The organism is Vibrio sp. 10N.286.49.C3, from assembly GCF_041469545.1.
GTDB lineage: Bacteria > Pseudomonadota > Gammaproteobacteria > Enterobacterales > Vibrionaceae > Vibrio > Vibrio tasmaniensis_A.
Genome location: NZ_JBFRKT010000029.1, coordinates 111,124 through 136,221, shown reverse-complemented (window position 1 = coordinate 136,221; position 25,098 = coordinate 111,124). Strand labels below are relative to the sequence as shown.

At 43.7% G+C, this 25,098-nt stretch carries 21 protein-coding genes and 1 pseudogene; 11 read left to right on the top strand and 11 right to left on the bottom strand.

Features of this window, described 5'->3' with window-relative positions; all coding sequences use genetic code 11:
• Positions 1-122: 122 nt before the first annotated feature.
• Positions 123-518: a hypothetical protein gene (locus AB4180_RS13845; protein WP_372081876.1), complete on the bottom strand. Its 396-nt coding sequence runs from the start codon at positions 516-518 to the stop codon at positions 123-125.
• Between the two features lie 399 nt (positions 519-917).
• Here AB4180_RS13845 and AB4180_RS13840 point away from each other — a divergent pair, with 399 nt between their 5' ends.
• On the top strand, positions 918-2,300 hold the full coding sequence (locus AB4180_RS13840; protein ID WP_017102631.1) for an MATE family efflux transporter: 1,383 nt from the start codon (positions 918-920) through the stop codon (positions 2,298-2,300).
• Positions 2,301-2,402: 102 nt separating this feature from the next.
• Here AB4180_RS13840 and AB4180_RS13835 read toward each other — a convergent pair whose 3' ends face one another.
• From AB4180_RS13835 to AB4180_RS13805, 7 genes are all read right to left on the bottom strand, one after another.
• Entirely contained in the window at positions 2,403-3,029 is a 627-nt protein-coding gene (locus tag AB4180_RS13835) for a LysE family translocator (protein WP_102249248.1), read from the bottom strand.
• A 276-nt stretch (positions 3,030-3,305) separates the two neighbouring features.
• Entirely contained in the window at positions 3,306-4,166 is an 861-nt protein-coding gene (locus AB4180_RS13830; RefSeq protein WP_102249247.1) for a delta-class carbonic anhydrase, read from the bottom strand.
• 357 nt (positions 4,167-4,523) lie between these two features.
• Entirely contained in the window at positions 4,524-5,003 is a 480-nt protein-coding gene (locus tag AB4180_RS13825; protein WP_102249246.1) for a hypothetical protein, read from the bottom strand.
• Between the two features lie 137 nt (positions 5,004-5,140).
• Positions 5,141-5,518, bottom strand: a complete 378-nt coding sequence (locus AB4180_RS13820; protein WP_102249254.1) for a VOC family protein — start codon at positions 5,516-5,518, stop codon at positions 5,141-5,143.
• A 175-nt stretch (positions 5,519-5,693) separates the two neighbouring features.
• Positions 5,694-6,755, bottom strand: coding sequence for a tryptophan--tRNA ligase (gene trpS / locus AB4180_RS13815; RefSeq protein WP_198592243.1), 1,062 nt, complete (start codon positions 6,753-6,755; stop codon positions 5,694-5,696).
• A 251-nt stretch (positions 6,756-7,006) separates the two neighbouring features.
• Positions 7,007-7,807: a hypothetical protein gene (locus AB4180_RS13810; protein ID WP_102249245.1), complete on the bottom strand. Its 801-nt coding sequence runs from the start codon at positions 7,805-7,807 to the stop codon at positions 7,007-7,009.
• 253 nt (positions 7,808-8,060) lie between these two features.
• Positions 8,061-9,392: a D-serine ammonia-lyase gene (locus AB4180_RS13805; protein WP_102249252.1), complete on the bottom strand. Its 1,332-nt coding sequence runs from the start codon at positions 9,390-9,392 to the stop codon at positions 8,061-8,063.
• A gap of 133 nt (positions 9,393-9,525) precedes the next feature.
• Between AB4180_RS13805 and AB4180_RS13800 the strand changes: the two are divergent.
• A pseudogene (locus AB4180_RS13800) lies at positions 9,526-10,733 on the top strand (MFS transporter).
• Positions 10,734-10,763: 30 nt separating this feature from the next.
• Here the strand turns inward: AB4180_RS13800 and AB4180_RS13795 are convergent.
• Complete coding sequence (locus tag AB4180_RS13795; protein ID WP_102249244.1) at positions 10,764-11,561, bottom strand: helix-turn-helix transcriptional regulator; 798 nt, start codon at positions 11,559-11,561, stop codon at positions 10,764-10,766.
• A gap of 81 nt (positions 11,562-11,642) precedes the next feature.
• Entirely contained in the window at positions 11,643-12,176 is a 534-nt protein-coding gene (locus AB4180_RS13790; protein WP_029223939.1) for a YbhB/YbcL family Raf kinase inhibitor-like protein, read from the bottom strand.
• A 243-nt stretch (positions 12,177-12,419) separates the two neighbouring features.
• Here AB4180_RS13790 and AB4180_RS13785 point away from each other — a divergent pair, with 243 nt between their 5' ends.
• The 4 genes from AB4180_RS13785 (at position 12,420) to AB4180_RS13770 (ending at position 17,731) form a co-directional block, all read left to right on the top strand.
• A complete protein-coding gene (locus AB4180_RS13785) occupies positions 12,420-13,829 on the top strand; it encodes a DUF3404 domain-containing protein (RefSeq protein ID WP_102249243.1) in 1,410 nt (469 codons plus the stop codon).
• Positions 13,807-14,457 carry a response regulator transcription factor gene (locus AB4180_RS13780; RefSeq protein WP_076670225.1) on the top strand — a complete coding sequence of 217 codons (651 nt, stop codon included), beginning with the start codon at positions 13,807-13,809 and terminating at the stop codon, positions 14,455-14,457. The genes AB4180_RS13785 and AB4180_RS13780 overlap by 23 nt, the downstream gene beginning before the upstream one ends.
• Positions 14,454-15,272 (top strand): DUF2861 family protein, encoded by an 819-nt coding sequence (locus AB4180_RS13775; protein ID WP_102249242.1) that lies wholly within the window; start codon positions 14,454-14,456, stop codon positions 15,270-15,272. The genes AB4180_RS13780 and AB4180_RS13775 overlap by 4 nt, the downstream gene beginning before the upstream one ends.
• A 119-nt stretch (positions 15,273-15,391) precedes the next feature.
• Positions 15,392-17,731, top strand: coding sequence for a glycoside hydrolase (locus tag AB4180_RS13770; RefSeq protein WP_102249241.1), 2,340 nt, complete (start codon positions 15,392-15,394; stop codon positions 17,729-17,731).
• Positions 17,732-17,846: 115 nt separating this feature from the next.
• On the opposite strand, the gene AB4180_RS13765 is transcribed toward AB4180_RS13770, so the two are convergent.
• Entirely contained in the window at positions 17,847-18,749 is a 903-nt protein-coding gene (locus AB4180_RS13765) for a LysR family transcriptional regulator (RefSeq protein ID WP_102249240.1), read from the bottom strand.
• A 127-nt stretch (positions 18,750-18,876) separates the two neighbouring features.
• Between AB4180_RS13765 and AB4180_RS13760 the strand changes: the two genes are divergently transcribed.
• The 5 genes from AB4180_RS13760 to AB4180_RS13740 all read left to right on the top strand — a co-directional run bounded on the left by AB4180_RS13760 (position 18,877) and on the right by AB4180_RS13740 (position 24,994).
• Complete coding sequence (locus AB4180_RS13760) at positions 18,877-19,941, top strand: HlyD family secretion protein (protein WP_102249239.1); 1,065 nt, start codon at positions 18,877-18,879, stop codon at positions 19,939-19,941.
• A 3-nt stretch (positions 19,942-19,944) separates the two neighbouring features.
• The gene (locus tag AB4180_RS13755) at positions 19,945-21,495 is read left to right on the top strand and encodes a DHA2 family efflux MFS transporter permease subunit (RefSeq protein ID WP_102249238.1); all 1,551 of its coding nucleotides are present in this window, start codon (positions 19,945-19,947) and stop codon (positions 21,493-21,495) included.
• Positions 21,496-21,771: 276 nt separating this feature from the next.
• On the top strand, positions 21,772-23,361 hold the full coding sequence (locus AB4180_RS13750) for a response regulator (protein ID WP_102249237.1): 1,590 nt from the start codon (positions 21,772-21,774) through the stop codon (positions 23,359-23,361).
• Positions 23,355-23,687, top strand: coding sequence for an Hpt domain-containing protein (locus AB4180_RS13745; protein ID WP_009844988.1), 333 nt, complete (start codon positions 23,355-23,357; stop codon positions 23,685-23,687). Before AB4180_RS13750 ends, AB4180_RS13745 begins: the two co-directional genes overlap by 7 nt.
• Positions 23,688-24,097: 410 nt before the next feature.
• Positions 24,098-24,994, top strand: coding sequence for an RNA polymerase sigma factor RpoD/SigA (locus tag AB4180_RS13740; protein ID WP_102249236.1), 897 nt, complete (start codon positions 24,098-24,100; stop codon positions 24,992-24,994).
• The last annotated feature ends 104 nt before the right edge of the window (positions 24,995-25,098 follow it).

Below are 25,098 nucleotides of genomic sequence, written 5' to 3'. Positions count from 1 at the left end.
TAACGCCCTGTTAAGGGGTGAGCAACGCAATACAAGAGCCGCCGCATACCGCCTTAAACACTAAAACCAACGCATAGTGAAAATGCCACGCGTTGCGAATCCCTCTTGAACAGTTTGTTAGGCTATTGACTCTCTGAGGTTCTCACGTAAGTCCCATTGAAGGTGACATTTAACCCGCCACAACCGTTGTCTTTGCTAACTACGAGGGTATCTTGATCTAATAAAACTTGGAGAGTACAGCCGTCAACGTCATAGTCTATTTGATTACCTTTTAACGTTACAACTCCGTCGATTTCTCCAAAATTTACAAGGCCAGAAGAAGAGTCACCTACCCAAACTGATGTACCTGATAGTTCATATGTGTTCGAACCCACCTTAGTTAAATCAATAAAGGCAGTGTCAGTATCCAATTGATCATTGTTATACCGCTCATAATGCCCCTGAAAACCAGGAACGACTGCTGCATATGCAAGCGATGAAATAAGCAACATACTTAGAGCTACGCAAACTGTTTTCAAGCTCAAATTCTCCTCAATAGCCTAACAGTTCTTAGACAGAAAAATTCTGCATTTAAATATAGAATTTTTCTATCTAGTTTCTTATGCCATCAATTGTACTAAATTTAGTTCATCCATAACAGTGACTTATGATGTGTGCATTGAAATTCAACAGGCAAATATAGAAACTTTCTATCTAGTATGATTCACATTAAAATCATCAGGTTATGTACATAGAAACAGTATCTAGCATCATGCAAACCTGGCGCTCCTCCAGAGCAAATTAGCCCCTGTAAATCCAATGCTTGACCCTATACGGTAAGGTGTTTATATTGTCGCCCGCCCAACGGGGCACATCCTAAAATGCACACCGGCCATCCTGCCATCATTCGTGTATTTATATTGGTGTTGTGAACTTCCATGCTAACGAAACTTCGTCCTTTTACTCGTGAATCGGGTGCGCTTATGCATCTTTCGATTCCTATCATTTTGACTCAAATAGCGACCCAAGCGATGGGATTTGTCGATACGACAATGGCTGGCCAAGTAAGCCCTGCCGATCTCGCCGCTATTGCACTTGGTACTAGCCTTTGGATTCCTGTGTTGCTGCTACTTCGTGGCGTGATTATGGCGTTAACGCCTGTTGTCGCTTACCACCGCGGTGCACGTGACTTTCAAAGTATCTCTGTTGAGTTCTTCCAAATGGTTTGGTTAGCATTAATTGCTAGCGTCTTGCTCATCGCTTACTTAGTGAGTGCGAAACCGATCTTAGAGTGGATTGGGGTTGCCTCTGAGATCATTCCAATTGGTAGCGACTATGCGTTTGCCCTAGCCTTCGGTGTGCCGGGTATTGCCCTCTTCTACACCTTGAATGGCTTTTGTGAGGGTATGAACAACACCAAAGTACCGATGATCATTTCGGTGGTTGGTTTGTTGGTGAATATTCCGGTCAACTACGTGCTTATCTACGGCAAGTTTGGCTTCCCTGAAATGGGGGCTGTGGGCTGTGGCTGGGCGACTAGCTTAGTGTATTGGCTAATGTCGGGAATGCTGTATTCCTACATTAAAGGTCATCACCACTACAAAACTATCATCAACTTTTCAGATGCAAAGCCAAAAGCAAAAGAGATGCTTCACCTTCTAAGATTAGGTTTACCTATCGGGATGAACATCGCGGTGTGCGGCAGTATCTTTGCGGTTATCGCGTTGATGATTGGTCGTATTGGTGCAGAGAACGTAGCAGCCGCGCAAATTGCACTTAACATTTCGAGCCTGACTTACGTGATTCCGATGAGTATCTCGTTTGGTATTACGATTCGTGTTGGTCACGCTTTGGGTGAGAAAGACGAACTAGCCGCAATTGAGCGCAGTAAAGTCGGTATCTTAGTTGCAGCGTTAATTTCCTTGTTTTCAGTTGCGATGTTCCTTCTGTTCCCTGAGTGGATCATTAGACTTTACACGACCGACCCTGCGATAAGTGCAACGGCAGCAGTATTGTTGACCTTTACGGCTATGTACCAGTTCAGTGATGCATTACAAACGTCTGCTAACGGTGCACTGCGTGGTTATAAAGATACCAAGATCCCGATGATGTTAGCCATTGCTTCATACTGGGGCTTGGCACTTCCACTCGGCATGGTGCTCGGGCTAACAGACCACATTGTTCCAGCAATGGGGGAAGAAGGGTTTTGGATTGGTATTCTTACGGGTTTAAGTATCTCTGCTACGCTGATGTTAATTCGCTTGCGATACGTGATTAAGAAGCGCGATTTACTGCCTTCAATTAACGCAGCAATTCGCTAATACTGCTCTAGTAAGCGAATACCACACCGGAAAATAAATGCAAAAAAGCGCGTTACTGCCACTATGCAACAACGCGCTTTTTCTGTTTAAATTGAACTGTATTTATCTGTTTATCGCCAAATATGATCCAGCAGCAATCATTATTCCACCAGCACTTTGATTTAATCTTCTATGCGCGCGTGGCGTTTTCAGCAAACCTGCCATTCTGCCCGCTCCTACAGCGATAAGCATTAAACCGGACATTAGAGCAACAGATGCTAAACCAGAAACCAAGACAATATCTTGTGAGCGCAGAACTGTCAGATCAATGAAAGTCGGCAAGAACGAAATATAAAACAGAATCACTTTAGGGTTTGAAGCTGAAATCAAAAAGCCTTGCGCGAAACTCGCGAGTTCGGATTTCTGACTTTGTTTGGCTGCAAGTTCCGCTGAGCCTTGTACTTCAGGTAGGCTCTTAAACATCTTGTAGCCCAAGTAAATCAAATAAGCCGCACCAAGGTAGCGAATCACCTCAAACGCAATCGACCAATTCTCGGCAATCGTTGCTAGACCGAAACAGGCAAGCGCAAGGTAAATAAGATCACTGCATATCATCCCTAACGATAGAGTGATGCACTTTCGCCAACCATTAACCATGCCTCGAGCTAAAATGGCAAATACGCCAGGCCCCGGAGTAATACCAAATATAAACATGGCAATAAAGAATGTAATCGCACCTTCTAGTGACATTAGACTGTCCTTATCTATAACCCAACATAATTGATCATGAACGTATCATGGAGCTTCGATTCGCGTAAAGAACGTTTTTGACTAAGCACGTTTAACACAACTCATGTTTTGAATAAGTGTGACACGTAATTTCCCCACTAAGCTTAAACCTAGCCTCAGCCTCAGCCCCAAACATAAACTTAAACCAGTCACCAAAGTGTTTTTCGTTAAGACACAAAAAAGGCGAACCTAGAGGCTCGCCTTCGAAAACAATGATAGAAAATCAACGTGACAAGATTAGTTAGCGATTGGAGACAGTAACTCTGGGTTTACGACTATATTTCTTACACCGTGGGCGTGGTCTTCGTTGAAGTCATTGCCTTCACACCAGCTCCCCACTGTCGCGATGTTTACTTTCGCTACTTGTGGACGAACGCTCCATGTTACTTGGAAAGGTGAACCTTGTTCATTGTAACCAGGACCCGTTGTAGAGCCTGCGTATTGAATCGCTGAGCCCGTATCTTGTGGGATGTTTGGTGCTTGGTGTAAGCCGTTCACTTTTGAATGTTTAGCGAGCGCTTCAAAGTCGAGTGCTTTGTCGTCATTCACTAATACGTAAACTTGGGTTTCTACACGCAGTTGCGGGTTGGTAATCGCGTCGTTAAAACAAGCACCCAGTGTTTCACCCGGTTCAACTTGCGCCGTTGAATAAACATAGTGAACTTCAATGGTGTCACCCGAATGCAAAGAACCATGCTCGCTCGGACAAACCTTGCCCTCAAATGGTTTCAGCTCAGCAGAACTCAGCTTGCCTGTGTATTTAAAGCCACTCTGGAATCCCTTACCATCACCGTTACCAGCGTATTGAGTAAACTCGCCGCCTTTATGCTCAGCATTTTTATGGAAGTGAATATTACATAAGTTCATCGCTGTTGAATCAGGAGCATCCGAGAACAACCTGGTATTTGTTCCTTCTAATGAACCCAAATCTCGTGGAGCTTGCGGTCCAAAACCTTGTCCTTGGGTATTTTCAGAAAGCTTCGCTCTTTGTTCTGCGATAACACCATCTGATACAGACTCATGGTTCGCATCTGATGCATTTGCATGAGCTGACAACATCACCATCGCGACACTTAAAAACACACTCTTATTCTTCATTTTTCTTCCCTAGAATATTGATAACTAAACCTAAGCCGACATAACAGCAAACATCTTACTATGCTCGTAAGTGAATATAAGACTTGTCTTTGTAAGATTAGATTTCATTGCTTACTTTGGGATGAGTATTAGAACCCTTGATGCATATAACAAGTCAAACAGGGTAAATTCGGCGAGTCCCTTCCAGAACTAATAATTTCCTATTTTCGTTAACCGTCGCCTGACTCAGCGCTCAGATAAGTGAACACGATTCTTAGGAAGAAGGATGGCCAGATTTAGAAGCTCAAAAAAGGCGAACCATCTGGCTCGCCTTCACGTTTCATTCTATCTATTAGGTTGTCGTTCTAGGTTAACGATTTAACCATTACCGGTGGCAAATATCCCAAACGTCATGACGTTCAATGCATCTGTCACACCCTCTAGTGATTTAATCACGGTCTTAGTCGGTTTGTTATGACGAATAAAATAGCTTCCGATGCCTTTTTCACCGCCACTCTTAGCATCGCTTTCCGTTGTTTCTGTCGCTGCTATTTGGGAGGGTTCCACAGATTCTGGCTCTGCATTGGCGTGAGTTATCATGTCATTATTTGAATCAAGGTTTGAGTTTGATTCATGATCAGTTATTGGTTGATGATTAACGAACGACTCATGGGAAGATTCAACGTTGGTCTCAGCACTTGTATCAATTGCAACATCGATATTGTTCTCTTCTTCCAAGCTTTTCGACATTGCGTCTTCGTTGCTCAATGTCTCATCGTCTAGCTGATGATTACTCGTTGAAGAACAAGCTGTTAAGAAGAACAGGCTAACGATGAATATGAGTAAATTTCTCATCATAATGATAAAGCACGAATTAATAAAACATTGTTCGATTGTATTTTGTTTGGCTGACGACATCCAGTGATAAGCGGAGTAAACACAAAAAGTCGCGTTCTTGAAGAGTAAACAAAAGCGTACAGGTTTAGTGCCTAAGACTAATAATTCGAGAGCTCAATCAGGTTGCCATCAGGATCACGAATATAAACAGAGACAATTGTCCCTATTGCACCTGTTCGTGGTACGGGCCCTTCTTCTATCGCGACTCCTTGCGATTTGATATGTTCGACAACTTGAGCCATTGGTGTATTGGTAACAAAGCAGAGGTCTGCACTACCGACCTGCACACGCCTTGCCTTCGGCTCGAACTCGCTACCGCTGAGGTGTAAATTGATCTTCTGCGTCCCAAATGACAACGCCAACCTGCCCTCGCCAAATTCGATGGGCTTCATACCTAATACGCGCTGATAGAAATCTACCGTTACCTCTATATCTTTAACGGTTAGTACCAAGTGATCTAAATGACTGATTTCCAATTTAATCATCCTTGTTTCGTCGTTACTGAATATTGCATACTAAGTGCTAATTAACGCTAAGCCACATACTCTAATGTTGGACGTGCCAACACAAGATAAGCAAGCAGCCCTACTTCTCACTTTAGTGATTAAAGAGAGCACCGATTGCGCTCCCTTTTTAGATTAATCAGAAGGCTTACAAGATGTTCAGACCAAATAGCTCTTTAACATCAAACAATACGGTCTCTGTTCTTTCTCTCGATACCTGAGTTCCTTTGCGCAAAATATCAATGAGCTGTGCTTTATCATCTAACAATTCAGCTCTGCGCGATCTAATCGGTCGGATCATCTCTTGTAAGCACTCTTCCAACACTTTCTTAGTTTGTCCATCGCCTAGCCCACCTCTTTTGTAATGCTCTTTTAGTTGACTGACATAGTTAGCGTCTGTGTGAAAAGCATCAAGATAAGTGAACACGATATTCCCTTCTACCTTGCCTGGCTCTTCAATTCGTAGATGATTTGGGTCGGTATACATGGATTTGACTGCAGCTCTGATCTCTTTCTCTGTTGCACCCAAATTAATGGCGTTGCCCATCGATTTAGACATCTTACTTTTACCATCAGTACTAGGGAGGCGAGATGCATTGCTGAGAAGCGGCCTACATTCATTTAAGATTGGTTTACCAGCAAGCGAGTTAACCTTTCTTGCTATCTCATTGGTTTGTTCCAACATCGGCAATTGATCATCGCCAACAGGCACTAAAGTCGCGTTAAAAGCAGTGATGTCTGCCGCCTGTGAGATTGGATAAGTGAGGAAGCCTGCTGGAATAGATCGTCCAAATTCCTTGTTCTGAATTTCACTTTTGACCGTTGGATTGCGTTCCAAGCGAGCGATAGAAACAAGATTGCTGTAGAACATGGTGAGCTCAGCTAACACCGGCAACTGTGATTGCAGACAAATCGTGGTCTTGGTCGGGTCGATACCCACCGCAAGATAATCAGCGACCACATTAAGAATATTGGACGAAACCTTTGAAGGATTATGGGCGTTGTCGGTAAGCCCTTGCATGTCGGCAACCAATATCGTTTGGTCGTGAATATGCTGCAAAGAGACTCTTTGTTTAAGTGAACCGACGTAATGACCCAAATGCAAAGGCCCAGTTGCTCTATCGCCAGTCAGAATGATTTCAGGCTTGTTGGTATTGTTCTTACTGCCAATATTATTGCTGTCGGTATGGCTGTTTGAGTTGGTATTCATGGTGTATCTCCAAGTTAAAAAGGCTACTGGAGATAAAAAGAGGCGACATTTTTGATGACATTCTTAGCTACCGTCCAGCAGCTAAAGAATGTAAGTATTCCGTGCTGCTCTATTGAGAGCACCACCAAAAGAAAATTGAAGTTGAAGCAGAATTAAATTTCATGGTTAAAACCTATCAACAATACAGACGAGCGACAACTGTTATTTACGCGCACCAAGAAAATAGGTCTTAAGATTAACAGGTTATAGGCTTAATCTTTACTGGAACACAGTTCAGTGATTCGGTCACACATGGCTTGGTTAACTGTGAAGTGGGTGTTGAGGAACGCTAGTTGGGCAAGTGCCGATTCAGCCGTGCGCTCGTAACCTTGGGTAAAGGTTGGTAGCAATTGAGCAAACTTAGGAAAGCGCGCCTCTAGCCTTCTGTCCGACATAAATTCATCAACGAATTCTGGCTCAGACGTTTCAGTTTGATCGACAAGATCGATTAGACGATCAAGCGCGTAAGATTGAACAAAGCGAGAGCCAGAAAGCTTCTCACCGCGATTATATCGGCTCATGCCCACATAAAGATTGGTTAACGCCTCGCCGATGATCCACTCTTGAGAATTCGCTTCAGCGACACCTTTTTCAAGTGGCGCACAGCACTGAGTATCAAAGTCGGCTTCCTGCCAAACAATGCGACCTTCAGCAAATGGAATATGCGCTAATTCGTGTGGTTCGAATACCGCAAACTCACAGAATATTCCATCGGCATAAAGTACTTTGTAGCCATCGATGGTGTTCCTTACGGCATAGTCGATTGGAAGAATGTCTGAGAGCCAATGCAAGCTGTCTAAGAAATACTGCTTATGCCCCGTTTGTACTATCGCGAAAAAATCGACATCTGAATACTGATCAAGTCGTTCTGTTTCAATACCTACCGAGCCCAATCCCAGTAAAGCATGAGCCTTACCCGATGCTTCCAAAGACTCCCCAATCGCATCTAAACGCTGTAGTAATTTTTCTGGTGTGTTTATATGTCTTGTCTGTATCACTTTGTCCGTCTGCATTGCTCAATCCCTATCAAGTTGAATGCCACTCAACCTAACTGATAGTTAGAACATCTAAGAAGCTTAATTTATAAAATGTGTGTTTTGGATAACGATCTGCGCAAATTATTGTTTGAATTACGGTGGGATTTAGAGGTGAGAAAGAGTGTGTTCAAGCTATAAACAACACTCTTCTATCATGACTTATCTTTTTAGCAGCTTATATTTGCAACAACTGATATTTACAAACAATTAAACGATAAAAGATTCAGGGTTAAGCCGATGACTTCGCTAAGTAGGCTGCCATTTCTTTTGGTGGCACCATGCCTCCGCCTGTCGCCCACACAAGGTGTGTTGCATTCGCTAGCGTCGACTCATCAATTTCTAGACGAGTAAGGTATTCTCTATTCTGTTCAACATGAATCACACCCGGCATACCCGCGAGTGCTGAAGGCTCCAATTGAATACCCTCCACTTGGTTCAGTTCACCTAACAATTGATACATACGTTCGTCGGTTAACGTGTAATAGCCGTCGAGTAAACGTTCCATAGCTCGACCAACAAAACCAGAAGCACGGCCAACTGCAAGCCCGTCTGCTGCGGTTAGATTATCAATACCGAGATCTTGTACCGCAATCTCATCATGTAACCCCGTATGAACACCGAGCAACATGCAAGGTGAATGAGTCGGTTCAGCAAAAATACAATGGACGTGGTCACCAAAGGCCATCTTCAAGCCAAATGCGACACCACCGGGACCACCACCCACACCACAAGGCAAGTAAACAAACAAAGGATGCTGTTTATTAACCACAATCCCCTGTTGCTCGAATTGCTTCTTGAGCCTTTCTCCAGCCACCGAATAACCAAGGAACAGAGTTTGCGAGTTTTCATCATCAATGAAAAAGCATCGAGGATCTTGTTCTGCCTCTTTACGTCCTTGTTCAACTGCAACGCCATAATCTTGTTCATATTCAACAACGTTGACGCCATGCTCTCGAAGTTTGCTTTTCTTCCAAGCTCTCGCATCTGCCGACATGTGAACAGAGACAGTAAAGCCCAATTTGGCACTCATGATACCGATCGACATGCCTAGATTACCCGTAGACCCTACCGCAATGCTGTATTGCTGGAAAAAGTCACGAAATTCAGGTTCGAGCAACTTACTGTAGTCATCGCTCTCACACAGTAACCCGGCTTCAATCGCAAGCTTCTCGGCATGCGTTAGTACTTCATAAATACCGCCACGCGCTTTGATTGAACCTGAAATCGGTAAATGGCTATCTTTCTTCATCATCAAACGCCCTTTTACAGGCTGCTGATAATGCGCTTCCAATACTGCTTTCATAGATGGAATGTCAACAAGCTCAGATTCGATGATGCCATTAGTCACTTGAGTTTCCGGAAACGCCTTGGCTAGATAAGGAGCAAACCTTTGTAGCCTCATGCTAGCATCGTGAATATCTTGTTCGCCTAATCCCACATAGGGTAAACCTTGCTCCAAAGTCGTGATGTTTGGGTTAAACCAAGTCACTTCTTCGAGTGCCATTAATTGTTGAAGTAGTGGGAAGTTTGAGATGAGCTTGTCGATATTCAATGCAGTCATGGGTGACCTTTTCTGGCTAAGCGCGTACTGCGCTGGTTCAATCATTAGTAAACCTATTTAAACGGTATTTGTGTAATCATTCAATGATCTGTAGGCTAGCCTGTCTTCTCATAAGCAAACAGTAGAACAACCTATGAGCGCCTCTCTTCGTAATAGCATTTTCGTCATGTTAGGGATTCTATTCCTAGCACTTAACCTTCGTGGGCCTTTTACGAGCTTAGCTCCTGTGCTTTCTCAGGTTATGGAAGGCCTCAACCTTACGTCGTCGGCTGCTGGCTTCTTAACAGCTTTGCCACTGTTAACTTTTGCCTTATTTTCACCATTAGTCACCAAGATATCCCAGCGAATTGGTCTAGAGCCAAGCTTGCTATTAGGCTTAGTTCTGATCACGACTGGGATTACCCTGCGCTCTGCCGGGTTAATCCCAACCTTGTATATCGGTACGGTGATGATTGGGCTTGGTGATCACAGCTTGGTATCGCGATTGGTAATGTGTTGTTACCTGTTGTAGTGAAAATTAGCTTCCCTACTCGTATTGCGACCGTTACTTCTCTGTACATCTTTACGATGGGCATCGGCTCGACGTTAGGCTCAAGTTTGATGGTGCCATTTTCAGAGCTCACCTTATTCACTATGACAGGTTGGCAATTAGCGCTGTTAATGAACTTGGTATTTCCAATATTAGCTTTGATGATCTGGTTGCCTAAAATCAGAAAGCGCTCATCTTCTGCTAGCGATAACAAACAACAAGACAAACCACTGCCTTTGAAACAGATGATTAAGAGTGGCGTAGCGTGGCAAGTAACGCTAGCGCTTGGGCTTAACTCATTTACCTTTTACTCTTTGGCTGGCTGGTTGCCACAGATCTTGAACGACCTTGGCTACAGCGAAATCGATGCAGGCTACATTTATGGATTTTTGCAGTTTTCGACTATGGTTCCAGGGCTGCTGTTACTGCCATTCTTAGCCAAAAGTGACAATCAACAATGGCTCATCACTCTGTGTGCATCGAGTGTATTTATTGGATTGATTGGTCTGCTGTATTTGCCTGAGTTTGCGATTTTTTGGGTGGGACTGTTCGGATTAGCCAACTGCTCGACGTTTATTATCGCGCTCTCTTTTGTTGGCTTGCGTACATCGAATAGCAGCCAAGCCGCATCATTGTCGGGTATGGCTCAGGGAATCGGTTATGCGTTGGCAGCCACTGGTCCAACGCTGGTGGGTAAGCTTCATGCTCAAACCGATTCTTGGAGTGTGCCTATTCTGCTGATCGCATCTGTTGCCTTTGCGTGCACGATTTTCGCGGCATTGGCAGCACGAGATAAGAAAGTGAGCGTTTAAGCCAAACAGAATGATTACGGCGTCGCGACTTTATTTGCTCGCGACTCTATGGCTGACGACGGTTTTGATGTATTCACTAGGCGACAAACCAAATTTTCCTTTAAAGCGCTGACTAAAACGTCCTTCCGATTGGTAACCGCAAGACTGAGCCAACATCGCCACATTCTGCTGTCCGTTTTGCATCAGATAAAGTGCGTGACTCAACCGAACTTCAGCCAACACCTCACGATATTGCATACCTTCCAGTTTGAGCTTTCGGATAAGCGTGGCGCGACTCATCGCAAAACGCTCTGCTACCGACTCTAACGGATGTTTCTCGTCCGGTGAATACGAAAGGTAGTGGCTGAGTTTCTGGCTAAACGAAACGTTTGAGCTAATAAACAATCGATGCAACACGCCCTTCTCGGCTAATTGCTGATACAAACCCTGCAACCAAAATTGTTGGGTTTGTTCACTCATGCTCTGACGATCAAACGAAAACAACGCATTGAGAGAATCTTGCAAACCTCGATCTGCCTCCACGGTGGGTAAATCCAGTTCAATTGCTCGATCCTCACTCAGATCGAGCATTGCTTGCGTCGGTTGGAAATGAAAACTGAATACACGCGAAAGGAAACGTCCTTTGTGGGGCATGTTCTCAAAACTCAATGACGCTGATGCCTCACACAACAGCAGCTCAGAATGTGAGAGTTCTGCCGCTGAGTCTTTCCAAAACAGGCGCTTACTGCCTGTAATGATCTGAATAATACTAGGGGATAGTATCCTCACATTACGCAGTTTTTGTAACTGCTCTGCACGAAAGATCGTCACTTGATATTGATGATTCATCTCATCCCCTTATTTGCTTATTTGCTTATTTGCTTATTTGCTTATTATGTAGGTGTATAAGCTTTTAACGTACATAAGCTATTAGCGTGTATAAGTTGCCGTCAGTTTCGCTTTGTCTAAAGCCATGCTGTTCAACGTGAATCCAACCACAGCCGATGGCGTGTTTTCGTCTAGGTTGAGCTTATCCGTTGGCAATGCCCAAACCGTGAATTGATAACGGTGCATACCATCTTTTTCTGGAGGACAAGCGCCACCGAAACCTACCGTTCCATAATCGATGCGGCCTTCTTTGCCACCCACTTTAGAGATATCGACACCGCGAGGTAGCTCGCTCACTGTTGCTGGAATATCAAACGCCACCCAGTGCCAGAAACCACTTTCAGTTGGTGCATCTGGATCATAAGCCGTGATTGCAAAGCTTTTGGTTCCTGCTGGAGCATCTTTCCACATCAACTGCGGTGACAAGTTCTCGCCATCACAGCCCCAACTTGAATATTCAAACGTCTTCGCCATTGGGTGACCTTCTTGAATATCATTACTCGTTAGTTCGAATGCCTGAGCCGAGCCAGCTGTTAAGATACTAAGTGCCAATACTGATTTAATGAGTGTTTTCATGGTGGTTCCTCTGATTAGGTATGAGCCCAGTATAGTCCCCTCCATCCGCCCAAAAATGACAATAAGTACACAATTATCTAGTTTAATCCATTCAAATGATACTTACTGTATTTTTAATTTATTATTTTAAAACATGACCCACTCGACAATTTGTTGTTAAAGGAACACTTGTTGACATTCAGGTTACAAATCACGTCCAAAACTCTTTAGACTCGCCCCACGACTTTTAACGAGAATGATTGGATGCGCAGGTTTACCTTAGCCCTTGGCTTGATCTTTTGGCTCCCAACTCTAGCCAATGCCCAAAGTTTGCAAGATAAGTGGCAAACCCTGTATCAACTGAGCTGGCAATCATCTCCAATCTTAGTATCTCAACAAGAGTTAGCTCAGTATCCGAAAGTTCTGCTCCATGAAAGTAGCCGCTATCCTGATTTCAACCAATTCAGTTGGGACGACATCGCAGCGTTAGCGTCAATACAGGATCACTGCCAAGCAATTGAAAGCAGTAACCCTTCATTACATGATGCCATCGAGTTTGAGCTCTCCTTATGTCAGCAACAAGCATTGGATTCGATTTGGTTTGCAGCACACTCCAAACGTCACCCTGCCGGTGGCAGCTTTGCTGATCGTTATTTGGCAGCTTACCCAGACGTAAGCGAGCAAATACGCCCGTTTTTGAGCATTACCAACCCACAGCACCCTTTATATACCAAACTAGAAGCACTCACTGCACAAGGCAGAGAAGCACTGCTCAATGGATACCGCGCTTGGCAACAAGATGATGTGCTTTGGTTGAGTGGCGAACAAGGTTGGAAAGCGATTCCATCGGAAGTTTGGAAGCCTATCGCCGAGCAACAAGAAGTGATCTTGTCAGGCGAAAGCTGTTCTTTTCGTTACAGTAACCTGTGCCTGAGCGAGTCGAGCAACGACAACCTGATCATGAAAACGTTGATCTTTACATTGCTGTTTACATTGTTATCCGGGCTCGGCAGAGTCTTGTACCTAAGAACAAAACAACGAAAAGAGAGGCAGTTCGTTTTACAGCTTCTTACTCATGAACTGCGCACGCCAATTACTAGCCTAGGTCTAACCGTCGAAATGTTCAGAAACCGCTACGACGATTTTTCTGATGAAACTCAAAATGCGGTTTGGCGTTTAATTTCAGACTATCAAAGGCTTTCTCAGCTCACCGAAAACAGCAAAGTGTATCTAAGTTCGGATCAGTCGGAGCCTTTGTTGAAGCAAAACGCATCATTGGAAGAGTGGCTCGACCATGTCTGCGAAAAGCACAATATTGCTTATCAATGTGAAGCAAGAGATGTTGAACTTAACCTGCCTTATTACTGGCTGACCATCTGTCTTGATAACTTAATCAAGAATGCTAAGCAGCATGGACAAGGTAAGGTTTTAGTTAAGATCTCCCTTGCAGATAAACTGAGAATAGAAGTACAAGATGAGGGTCACTTCCCCTCTTTGATACAACGACTTATTTCAAGAACAACACGGTGCGCCAATCACAAACAAGATAATATGGGCATTGGCCTGACTATTGTCGAACACTTGATGAAACAAGCGAATGGCCGTCTCATCATTCTCCGTAATCCAACCCGATGTATTTTGGAAATCGCTTATGAACACCCTACTGCTGATTGAAGACGACCCACTGCTTGGGCAAGGCCTCGTCAGCTTCTTTGAGTCCAATGGTTATCAATGCCTTTGGGTGCAAGATGCTCAGAGTGCCAGTAAGCTGTGGTTACGTGCCGATCTCGTGGTGCTTGATCGACAACTTGAAGATGGCGATAGCTTGCGACACTTACCTAATTGGTTACTACTCAAAGCGCTACCTGTAATAGTGTTGACCGCCAAAGTTGAAGTTCAACAACGTGTTGAAGGTTTAATGGCAGGTGCCAAAGATTACGTGACTAAGCCATTTTCGAACGATGAATTGCTTGCGAGAGTCATTACGCAGCTTCGGCCGCTAGGTGTTAGCCACTTAAATTACGCAAATATCCAAATCAACTTGTCGGAACGGATCGCTTATCTGGATGAAAGCCCAATCACGTTGAAACCTAAAGAGTTTCAGCTCTTGGTACTGTTTATTCAGAACCAAAGTCGTGTGTTTCACCGAGATGAGTTACTCAATAAAATTTGGGGTTATCAAGCCTTCCCAAGCACAAGAACCGTTGATAACCACATACTGCGTTTACGTCAAAAGCTACCAACACTGAATCTAGAGACGCATCGTGGAGTTGGTTATCGTTTGGCTGGGGAATCACAATGAAAGTAAGCTCTCTAACAGCACTGTTCTGCGCATTGCCCTTTGCGTGTAATGCGGCTTGGTTTACAGACACGCCATTGCAACATACCTATCAATCACTGCTCGATGATCAACCGCAAGTGGCATGGCAAGAACTGCAAATCGCGCTTGATCAGGCAGAGCTTAATAGTCAACTTTGGCTATCCGTTAAACAAGAAATCCTGAGTCGGACTCAATGTGGGAGCACTCTTGAACAAAGTGCTACACCCAACAACCACATTCAAGTCAGCTTCATCAAGCGCCACGGTCTTTCATCACAAGGCTATCAAATCAAACTGTCTGCGGAGCAACTCAGCGAAGTGTTAGAAGATCAAACACAACGTATTTCTCTGGTCTCGCCTGATGGGAAAGTTGTGATCGACGGACAACTAAATTCTGATGTCGAATATCAAGAGATTGAAACCAGTGAGATGTTCATCAAACCGGAATCGGGCGTTTATCAGTTAACGATAGGTTCGAACAACTACCCTATAATTGTTGCTTTAGACGACAACATGCGATGGCTAACACTCGAAAGCAAACTCAACGACCCTCACGTTGTGGTAACGCCACCCAAGGTGATCGACAACTGCCCGGACACCAATGTGAGTTGGCAATGGTTTGATGAAAACTACGACATGTTAGGTTTCAAGGTACCAATCAAGTCACTTGAAACAACCGTTCCGACAGAAAGCCCTTCGGCAACTAAAGCCAAACACTTGAGTGCATCGGTTGAAATGTTTGAATACCAAGGTGCGATAGAAATCCAATATGTACAACGCGTCGCGGTGCCTTTCTAGTTTAAGCTCGCTATACAATGGCATTAAACACCTAAGGGAAAGAATAGAGACATATAGGTGACAAAGCACTAACACGACTTAGGTGTAATAACCGTACTTACTCTTTACGGAACCTAGATATGCTCAGTGTACGTCACCACCTTAACTTTACGTCTTTCGCGATCGCGGCTCTCTTCAGCACTTGTGCGTTCTCAACAAACGCACAAGATAATCAAATCGCCCTTATCAGCAATAGCCACACCAACACCAACACCAACACCAACACCAACATAGTATCGATTTCAACAAAAACATTAGCGATAGATTGGAATGGCTTAAGCGTTAATAGCACTGCTTTGACCGTTGATCGTCAACCTCAAAAAGTTACTCACCTAGTCATAGACTCAAAAACCAAGGCATCTTGGGCGCTCATGCCGAGCGGAATCAATGTTGAAGCCGAACTTAAGCAAGGTGATCTTCTTGTCCAATTCACCTTACCTGAAAACACACAAGTAAAACGAAACTACCCTATCGAACTCGCTTGGTTTGACCTTGCAGAGCAACAGACTCAAACCCTATTTCTACCCTTTAGCGAAGGGGTGCGCGTGCCGACCGACAACAAGCAGTGGGCAAACTATCTAGTCGACAATCATTCTAGTAGTAACACAACTCAAGACTTAAAAATGCCGTTTTGGATCATGCAACAGAAGGATCAATTCATCAGTTACCAGTTGATTAACCCGACAAACAACCAATTGTTCTTTTCTGATGCATCGTCGGATACGTCCTCTGATAAGAAGACCAAGATTGATATGAGCGCTTCGCACCAATTTACAACGTTAAATCAATCACAGCCTTTTACGGTTCGCATAACACTTGGAGACTCTTGGTTGGATGGCGCCAAACAATACCGAGATTGGCGTATTAGTCATGGTCTCTCTGAATCGCTTGTCGACAAGCAAATGCGTAACCCTGACGTGAACAAACTAATTGGCGCGAGTCACGTTTATCTGTTTGGTAAAGACCCGTTAAGCATCCAAGATGTTAACGACTGGTGGGGATTAAACGCCTGGTATCTATCGAGGTCAAAACTGATTGTTCCAAGTGACGCCAAACGAGAACTGTCTTCCCTGTCTAAAGGCAAAGATTGGTTTAGCCAGTATCACAAACAATTGTTGCTAGACTCGCTTAGTCACTCACTAAATAGCATGTTCCCCGTTGCGACGCCAACACTGACGAACAACACAATTAAAGCCCAACACTCCGCAGCTCAGAGCAAGAAAAGCTGGTTGATTAAGCATACTTCCTCTTATCTCAATGCACCGGATACTTGGGGACAAGCCCTGTCGTCGGATATGGTCAGCAACCTAAATAAAGCGGGCTTGAATAAGCTTTGGTTAGGTTTTGATAATTGGATGCCAGCTTTCTACCAACCGAATGCAGTAGAACTGGCTAAGCAATCAGGTTATCTGGTTGGAACCTATGACTCCTACAACACAGCCATTCCTGCGAAGCTCAATGACAACTGGCTAACCGCCCAATTACCAGAGCCGATGCGTCAAAGTTGCGCGATTGAAATGGCGGATGGCAGCTTGAAAAAAGGATTTCGAGGAAACGGTTTTTACTTGAACCCTAATTGCCATTTGGCTTATGTAAAACAGCGCGCCGTAGACATCATGCGTTTTGGTCACTTCAATAGCCTGTTCCTAGATGTTGATGCGACTGCGATGGCGCGTGAGGACTACAGCGATAACAGCAGTGAGTCGGATATGCTTTCTGCCTTCAATAACCGAATGCAGTGGTTAAGCGAGCAACCAGATTTGGTGCTTGGTTCTGAAGATGGCAATAGCCTGACGACAACAGGCATCGCGTTTGCACATGGCTTAGAAGCGGTCGGCTTTGGTTGGTCAGACAAAGAAATGAAAGAAGACCACCAATCACCTTATTACTTGGGTCGTTGGTATCCAGACCATAAACCTGACTTCTTCTTCAAGTCCGCTAAGGTCAAAGAACCCTACAAGTCATTGCTGTTTTCGTCTCAATACCGAATTCCGCTATACCAAGCCGTATTTCACGACGAAGTGATTAACACCCACCACTGGCATTCAGACAGTTTGAAATTCACCAATGTAAAAGCCAATCGTGATTTGACTGCCATGCTTTACAATACGCCAGCGATGGTTCACTTGACGAGAGATGAAGCATTGTCGAGCTCAAGCCCAAGGATTAAGGCATTGAAACACTATCAAGATGGATTTAAGCCAATACACGAACAACTATGGGACAAAGCGCTGGTTGACTTCATATGGTTAGATAAAGACGGCAAGGTTCAACAAACCGTGTTTGATGATGGCAGTAAAATCATTGCCAACTTCTCAGACCAAGCATTTCACCCAAACGGTGTCGATGTTGCGGCAACGTCTATCAAAGCCGTATTAAGTAATGGACAAGTCGTAGAGTGGAAACCAGAGCTCAATTGATCGAACTCTTATTTTTTCGCTAGTGAGTTCTTCAGTTCTTTAGCTCTTTAGCTTTCTATTTCGGACTAAAGAACTGAATACTTGTGTCGCAACTTAAGAGTAGTTAGACAAAAAGCTACTCATGCTTGCGGCTTTGAAATGCCGTGAGTAGATAATCAATAAATACCTTTTTGCGCTTGGGCATCAGTTGTCTGTCGGCATACACCAAACTCACTGAAACTTCCGGCATCTCATATTCTGGCAATAGACGAACTAACCTACCCGTCTTAAAGTGCTCTCTACAAATAAACTCTGGTAACACCGCTAACCCAAGTCCATCCACACAAGCAGTAAGACACGCAGTAATTGTATTTACCCTCAACTGATAAGGTAAATCGATCAATACCGACTCACCTCCCTCCAGCTGCAAATGCCACTTAGGTAAACGAGCGGCTTTATTTACCACTTCAATCAGACGAAATGGCGATTTTAAGTCTGAGGGTGTTTTGATTTCTCCAAACTGTTCCAGATATTCAGGGCTTGCTACAAGCGTTCTTTTTGAATTGGTGAGATATCGAGAAACCAGACTCGAATCCACCAATTCACCAATTTGCGCGTATAGGTCAATACCCTCCGCAATAATATCGACTTCTCGATTGGTCAATTCCAAATTCAAAGTCACATTCGGGTGTTCTTTTAAGAAACTATGAATGTATTGCGCTAACACTTGATGCCCAAGCTCGACAGGAAGCACCACATTGAGAGGGCCTCTGATCAAGTCTTGATTGGCAGAAACCTCTAACTCAGCTTGGTTCATGATCTCTTGCATCTGCATACTTGACTGATAAAAGCGCTCACCCTCCGGTGTTAACACTAAACTTCGAGTCGAACGAGTGATCAACCTCACACCTAAATGCTGTTCTAACTCTGCCAGTTTTCGGCTGACGGTTGATTTAGTCATGTTGAGCGCTTCAGCGGCGTGCGTAAAACTCCCACAATCAACCACTTGTGTAAAAACAGTCACAGCATTCAAGTCCATACTTGTCTCCCAAACTCGCTATTAGTTAGATTTTTGCAACAGTGTTTCTCTTTTTTCCTATCTTATCAATCAATGAGATTCATTTACAATTCGTTACATCTAAATAAAAGCAAAAAGAGAAAGAGAAATGACAGAGAACAACAACGCTTCGCAACCAGTAAGCACAAAAAAACGTAAAAAAGCACCGCTTATTGCTACTGCGATCATGCTGTCATTGGGCTTAGCTGGCGCTGGATATTGGTATGGCTATGGCCAGTACTTCGAATCTACTGATAACGCCTACCTACAAGGCGACATTACCAATATTAGTCCTAAAGTAAGTGGCTATATCGTTAAGTCTTATGTGAGTGATAACCAATCGGTTAAAGAAGGTGATTTGTTGGTTCAAATCGATGACCGTGATTACCAGTCAGCACTCGCTCAGGCCAATGCCCATTTAAGCGTGGTGCAATCAGACGTAAAAAATCTAGTGGCGCAAAAAACGTTACAACGTAGCAAAACTAACCAAGCAGAAAGCCGTGTCGATTCCGCACAAGCTGAATACGAACGTGCTATTCAGCAAGTGGTACGTTCTCGTAGCTTACTAAAACGTAACTACGCGTCTCAAGACGAAGTCGACAGCATGGCTGCACAACAAAAAGTCACTCAAGCAGATCTCGAAGAAGCAAAAGCAAACCTCGTTGCGACCAACGATCAATTAACCGTTATTGCTAGTGAGATAGAACAAGCAAACGCATCGGTAACTGAAGCTCAAGCGCAAAGAGATCAAGCACAACTTAACCTTGATTACACCAAAGTTTACGCGCCAACAGACGGTGTAATTGGCAAACGCAGCGTACGTGAAGGCTTGTTGATTCAAGCAGGCGCGCCATTGATGAGTTTAGTACCAAACAACCAAGTGTGGATCGAAGCTAACTTCAAAGAGACACAGCTAAGCGGCATTCATAAAGGTCAATCCGTAGAAGTTGAATTAGATGCCTTCCCGGGACAACCACTCGAAGGCGTTGTCGACAGCTTCTCCCCTGCGACTGGTGCCAAGTTTGCGCTACTGCCGCCAGAAAACGCGACAGGTAACTTCACTAAAATTGTTCAACGTGTACCGGTGAAAATCATCATTCCAGATCAGCAAGAGTTGAAAGGTCGACTACTTCCTGGTTTGTCTGTGGTAGCGACCATCGATAAACGAGGCTAGACCATGAGTAACGCTGGTGTTGTCACCCACACTAATGATGATGGCGAGGTTTCAAGACGTCATTGGATCGCCCTATTTGGCGGTTTGATTGGCGCGTTTATGGCGATTTTGGATATTCAGATCACCAACTCGTCTCTCAAAGATATTCAAGGTGCGCTATCTGCCACCTTAGATGAAAGCTCGTGGATTTCTACGTCTTATCTAGTCGCAGAGATGATTGCTATCCCACTCAGTGGTTGGCTTTCTAAAGCGCTTGGTAAACGTCGTTATATTACGTGGACGACGGCTATTTTCACCATTTCATCTTTGTTGTGTTCGTTCTCTTGGAACATGACCTCGATGATTGTATTCCGTGCGATGCAAGGTTTTAGTGGTGGTGCTTTAATCCCTCTTGCTTTCTCGTTAGTGATTCAGCTTTTGCCTGTCAACAAGCGCGCCGTGGGTATGGCATTGTTTGGGGTAACCGCGACATTTGCTCCATCTATCGGCCCAACGTTTGGTGGTTGGTTAACCGAGAACTTCTCGTGGCACTATATTTTCTACATCAATATCCCACCCGCTCTACTCGTGATCACCATGATCCGATATGGCTTGGATGATGAAAAGCTCGACCTTGGCACACTGAAAAAAGCTGACTGGTTTGGTATCGCGACCATGGCATTAGGGCTCGGTTGTTTGGAAGTGGTGCTAGAAGAAGGTAACCGTGAAGAGTGGTTCAGTTCGAGCTTTATCATTGGCCTAAGTATTGTGTCTGCAGTGAGTTTGGTTTACTTCGTGATAAACGAACTCCAACACAAAAAGCCACTGGTGAATTTGCGGCTATTGCGGGATGGGCAATTTGCTATGTCTTGTATCGCCTATTTGATTCTAGGGATGGCATTGCTCGGCTCTATCTATGTGCTACCAATGTATCTCACTCAAATCCAACAATACAATGCGATGGAGATTGGTGAAGTCTTGATGTGGATGGGTTTCCCACAGTTGTTGATATTCCCAATCGTTCCTAAGCTGACCCAAATCATTAAGCCTAAGTACTTGGTTACTTTTGGTTTCGCGATGTTTGGCTTCAGTTGTTACGTGAACACGCATATGACGATTGATTTTGGTGGTCAACAGTTGATCTTGTCTATGGTCCTTCGTGCTATCGGTAGCCCGTTTATTATGGTTCCGCTGTCTTTGGTTGCGATGAAAAACATCAGCAAAATGGACACGCCTGACGCTTCGACCTTAACCAACGTAATGCGTAATTTGGGTGGCGCGTTCAGTATTGCGATTATCGCTACGCTATTGGATAACAAAACCCGTGAGCATCTTGCACACATCAAAGAGTCGCTACCTTCAGTGAGTCAGTTAGGTTGGCAAACTCTCAAAAATCAACAAGCGTTCTTTATCCAATCTGGCAGTGATGCCGCGACAGCGATGCAACAAGCGCAAGCTAGCCTACTTGGCACAATGCAACGTGACGCTGCCATTATGGCTTACAACGATGTGTTCTTAATGATGACGGCGTTCTTGGCTCTAGCTGCAGTATTGATTCTAAATATGCGTGATTAGCGCAGAGTTTTATTTAATAGAGCTTCAAGAAAAGAACAACATTTCGAATAACAAATCGAACAATTAAACTGAGAGGTATGCTTATCGGCTTGCCTCTTTTTTTATTTCTAAAACACGTATAACCCAACGAAAATCAAGTAAAAGTCACCTGCGTTAGAAGGATTTCATAAATGTTTTAATTACCAATAGTTTATTGAGTATTTTTATGTGATATAGGCACCTTGACAATGTGCAACCTGACACCTAAATTAAAGATAATATTTGGTATTGAGGAAAATGGATTTGACCTTACCAACAGACCTTCGGATTTTGATTGTCGACGACTCCAAGAGTGCAACTATTCTTATAAAGCAGCAACTCTCGAGCTTGGGCATTGCACATGATTGCATCTTTATTGCGACCGACTATCGACAAGCAATTAAAGCGGTCGAGACGCACTCTTTTCATGTACTCCTCATTGACTACCACTTAGAACAGTCTTTTACTGGCTTTGAGCTGTTGGGGATTCTGTATCGAAACAGGCTCATCGATCATACGGTGGCGACAATCTTGCTCTCTGGGGATATGCGTCAAGAAACGGTATTAACTGCCCTTTCAGGCGAGGCACACCATTTCGTTTCTAAACCGATTCATACTCAGAGGTTAGGTAAAAAGATCCAAAGTGCTGTGTCCGTCTCGAAGAAGCTGACACAACTGAACGAGTTATATCCAATCACCAGTCAGGAGAAATTGGCTCAAGCATTAGCGGTCTCGCCTAATGGCACTAGCGTTCAATTCGAAGCGACACTGATTGAACATTTAATTTCAGGTAAGAAATGGCAATTACTCTCTAGCGTCATTAACCACTCGAAAACCAACATGCACCCGACAAAACTGGTTGCTGAAGCTCTGATTCTCGACAGTTTAGGAAAACAGGAGCTAGCCATAGATAAGCTCCACAACTTTCTGATCGCGCAGCCACTCTCATTGAGCGTCATTGACTGCTTAAGCTGTATCTACGAAAAACATAAGATGCTGCTTCCTGCTCTGAAATTAGCGATTCGTGCATTTGAGATGACACCAAGTATCAGCCATCGTGCAATCAGGGCGATTGACTTGGCTGAGAACGTAGACAACACACGTATGATCATAAAGTTAGGTGAGATGTATGCTACCCATATTTCAGCTGCTGACATTGATGTCATTCACTCCATTTGTGCGCACTTTAATTCGTTAAAAGCGACTTATCAGCGCGAGACGCAACTAAAGTACAAACGTATTTTGCTTGAGCACGCCAACCAATTCACCGAGTTAGTAAACCTGAAACTTCCGGTAAAACAACAGCAGCAGGTTTTGGCCAGCCTTGCCCTGTTTCAGAGCAGTATCTTGCTCATTGAAAATAGCCCTCAGGTTGCCCACAAAAAAGTGATTAGAGCTTCAACGCTGTTAGCGAATAATTTCCACAGCCAACCAACTTACTTGCTCGCTCAACTATTACCACTGCTCGTCCATTTTGGGGAATACTCTCTTTATCACTTAACAGTGGAGTGTCTAAAATCTCGTGGAGAAGCAGTAAACCACAAACTTGAGTCCAAAAATGTCGACCCTTCAACTTGTATAAACATTGAAAACTTTGGGTCGATCCAGGAATTAAAGGACTACATTCACAGTTACCCATATTCAGTTGCCGCCAAACTTGACTATATATACGCCGTCCATAAAGCTCATATAGATGAAAAACTTAGCGACGACTATTTAAGAGAAATTTTACAGTTAGAACTTCCTCCAAAATGGAATCAATGGATTAGTGATTCATTAAGAGCTGGTTTTTCGAGTAAGCCGCCTAGCCCATTTTCAACATACAGCCAACAGGAGTCTATATGCTAGATATCGATGCCTTAAATGCCTACTTAGATAATGACAGAGAAATAATCTTCGCTGTATTGTCTGTGTATCAAGAAGACCATGGCAATTCATTAGAAGAGATACAAGAACTGGTACAGCAACAAGATTGGGGCAAGCTTCATTTTATCGTACATACATTAAAAGGCATATTGGCCAGCTTCGGCGAGGAAACAGCTACAGCCGCCTTAGAAAGAGTCGAGCAAAACACATCCAATAAACTAGCACCTCAAACGGATGACCTTTCGGTTATCTATAGCGAAGTAAAAATCATCAATCAACAAATCGATGATGTACTCAGCACTTATTAATCGATAGAACTAAGAGTTACGTGGTGAAACTTAGTAGCCAAAGGAGTTGAGGTACTTGGAAACATTGAACCTCGACTCTTGTCATTTTTCTCATCATTTTCCCTCTCAATTATAGTTCTAACCCACACCTATAAATTCACGTCATTTATCTAGATAAACCAATGCATAACACATGCTTTATAAACTAGCCGCCTTAATGTTTTAAATGAAAAATCAACATACTTGATGAGATGCAAAATAGTTAAACATTTGTAGATCTTTTTGTGACATAAACATACGAAATTGCATTTTATTTATTGGTAAAGAAGGAACTGTTATCTACACTCTAGTGAAACCAAGCGTTAATCACTTGGTGGCATAATAATAAAATATAAAATAAAACGTTCAGTCGGCTAAAAAAGGACAAGGAAATGAACAATGACAGTTTTGCTGCGTTTCAGGGGCTCACGGATGACACACCCACTAAAGAATCATTTTCTACCACTGCAGAACCTTATGCTCGCTATCTAAAGGATATTGTGGGGATTGATTTGCTGTCGCGTGAAGATGAGGTGTATTACGCAAAATTGAATCGCGCGGGTGACAAACATGCACGTGACATCATGATCGAATCAAACCTGCGACTTGTTGTAAAAATCGCAAAGAGCTACCTAAAACGTAAAGGCAATAACTTCACCCTGCTCGACCTGATTGAAGAAGGTAACATTGGCTTGATTAAGGCAATCGATAAATACGATCCAGAACCCGGTTATCGCTTTTCGACTTACGCCGTATGGTGGATTCGAGAGAATATTGAAGCGGCATTGATGAATAAAGGTCGTACTGTCCGATTGCCCGCCCACGTATGCAAAGAAATAAATAGCCTCGCGTCCAAGAAGCTCGATGTAAGTAAAAAAATGAGTAAAGAAATTTCTATTTCAGAGTTGTCAGACAGCTCTGGCGTTAAGGCAAAACGTGTCGACCAACTCGTGGCGCTTAGCGGGTTTATTGACGTGACAACAACGGTTGGTATCAGCCACGCACCAATAGTACTTGAACAGTGTGAAAGTGAGTATATCCCTGACCCGCAAAAAGATTGTGAAGATCAGTCTTTTACCCAAGCTCTAGAGCAAATAATAAACACACTGCCACCCAAATTACAGAAGGTTCTCATTCACCGTTTTGGTTTCTTTGATAACAAGGTGAAAACACTGTCTGAGGTGGGACAAATGCAAGATGTGAATGTTTCTAATGAGCGTGTTAGACAAATGCAGAAAGAAGCAGTCGAGAGAATTCAAAAACGACTCAAATTTGATGGTTGGGTCTAAATAGCTAAATAGACATTTAAAGAACAATCACAAGGGTGAGCCTCAAAAGCTTGCCCTTTTTGTTTGCCTGCTTTCTTAGCAAACTTGAGTCATCATAGCTCTCA

What these genes read in the sequence shown, in the direction of transcription:
- AB4180_RS13825 (WP_102249246.1), bottom strand. Translation starts at nt 5,003, where the DNA reads ATGATGAGAAATTTACTCATATTCATCGTTAGCCTGTTCTTCTTAACA.
- AB4180_RS13830 (WP_102249247.1), bottom strand. Translation starts at nt 4,166, where the DNA reads ATGAAGAATAAGAGTGTGTTTTTAAGTGTCGCGATGGTGATGTTGTCA.
- AB4180_RS13805 (WP_102249252.1), bottom strand. Translation starts at nt 9,392, where the DNA reads ATGACTGCATTGAATATCGACAAGCTCATCTCAAACTTCCCACTACTT.
- trpS (WP_198592243.1), bottom strand. Translation starts at nt 6,755, where the DNA reads ATGAATACCAACTCAAACAGCCATACCGACAGCAATAATATTGGCAGT.
- AB4180_RS13745 (WP_009844988.1), top strand. Translation starts at nt 23,355, where the DNA reads ATGCTAGATATCGATGCCTTAAATGCCTACTTAGATAATGACAGAGAA.
- AB4180_RS13790 (WP_029223939.1), bottom strand. Translation starts at nt 12,176, where the DNA reads ATGAAAACACTCATTAAATCAGTATTGGCACTTAGTATCTTAACAGCT.
- AB4180_RS13765 (WP_102249240.1), bottom strand. Translation starts at nt 18,749, where the DNA reads ATGGACTTGAATGCTGTGACTGTTTTTACACAAGTGGTTGATTGTGGG.
- AB4180_RS13840 (WP_017102631.1), top strand. Translation starts at nt 918, where the DNA reads ATGCTAACGAAACTTCGTCCTTTTACTCGTGAATCGGGTGCGCTTATG.
- AB4180_RS13775 (WP_102249242.1), top strand. Translation starts at nt 14,454, where the DNA reads ATGAAAGTAAGCTCTCTAACAGCACTGTTCTGCGCATTGCCCTTTGCG.
- AB4180_RS13755 (WP_102249238.1), top strand. Translation starts at nt 19,945, where the DNA reads ATGAGTAACGCTGGTGTTGTCACCCACACTAATGATGATGGCGAGGTT.
- AB4180_RS13770 (WP_102249241.1), top strand. Translation starts at nt 15,392, where the DNA reads ATGCTCAGTGTACGTCACCACCTTAACTTTACGTCTTTCGCGATCGCG.
- AB4180_RS13795 (WP_102249244.1), bottom strand. Translation starts at nt 11,561, where the DNA reads ATGAATCATCAATATCAAGTGACGATCTTTCGTGCAGAGCAGTTACAA.
- AB4180_RS13760 (WP_102249239.1), top strand. Translation starts at nt 18,877, where the DNA reads ATGACAGAGAACAACAACGCTTCGCAACCAGTAAGCACAAAAAAACGT.
- AB4180_RS13750 (WP_102249237.1), top strand. Translation starts at nt 21,772, where the DNA reads ATGGATTTGACCTTACCAACAGACCTTCGGATTTTGATTGTCGACGAC.
- AB4180_RS13810 (WP_102249245.1), bottom strand. Translation starts at nt 7,807, where the DNA reads ATGCAGACGGACAAAGTGATACAGACAAGACATATAAACACACCAGAA.
- AB4180_RS13780 (WP_076670225.1), top strand. Translation starts at nt 13,807, where the DNA reads ATGAACACCCTACTGCTGATTGAAGACGACCCACTGCTTGGGCAAGGC.
- AB4180_RS13740 (WP_102249236.1), top strand. Translation starts at nt 24,098, where the DNA reads ATGAACAATGACAGTTTTGCTGCGTTTCAGGGGCTCACGGATGACACA.
- AB4180_RS13785 (WP_102249243.1), top strand. Translation starts at nt 12,420, where the DNA reads ATGCGCAGGTTTACCTTAGCCCTTGGCTTGATCTTTTGGCTCCCAACT.
- AB4180_RS13835 (WP_102249248.1), bottom strand. Translation starts at nt 3,029, where the DNA reads ATGTCACTAGAAGGTGCGATTACATTCTTTATTGCCATGTTTATATTT.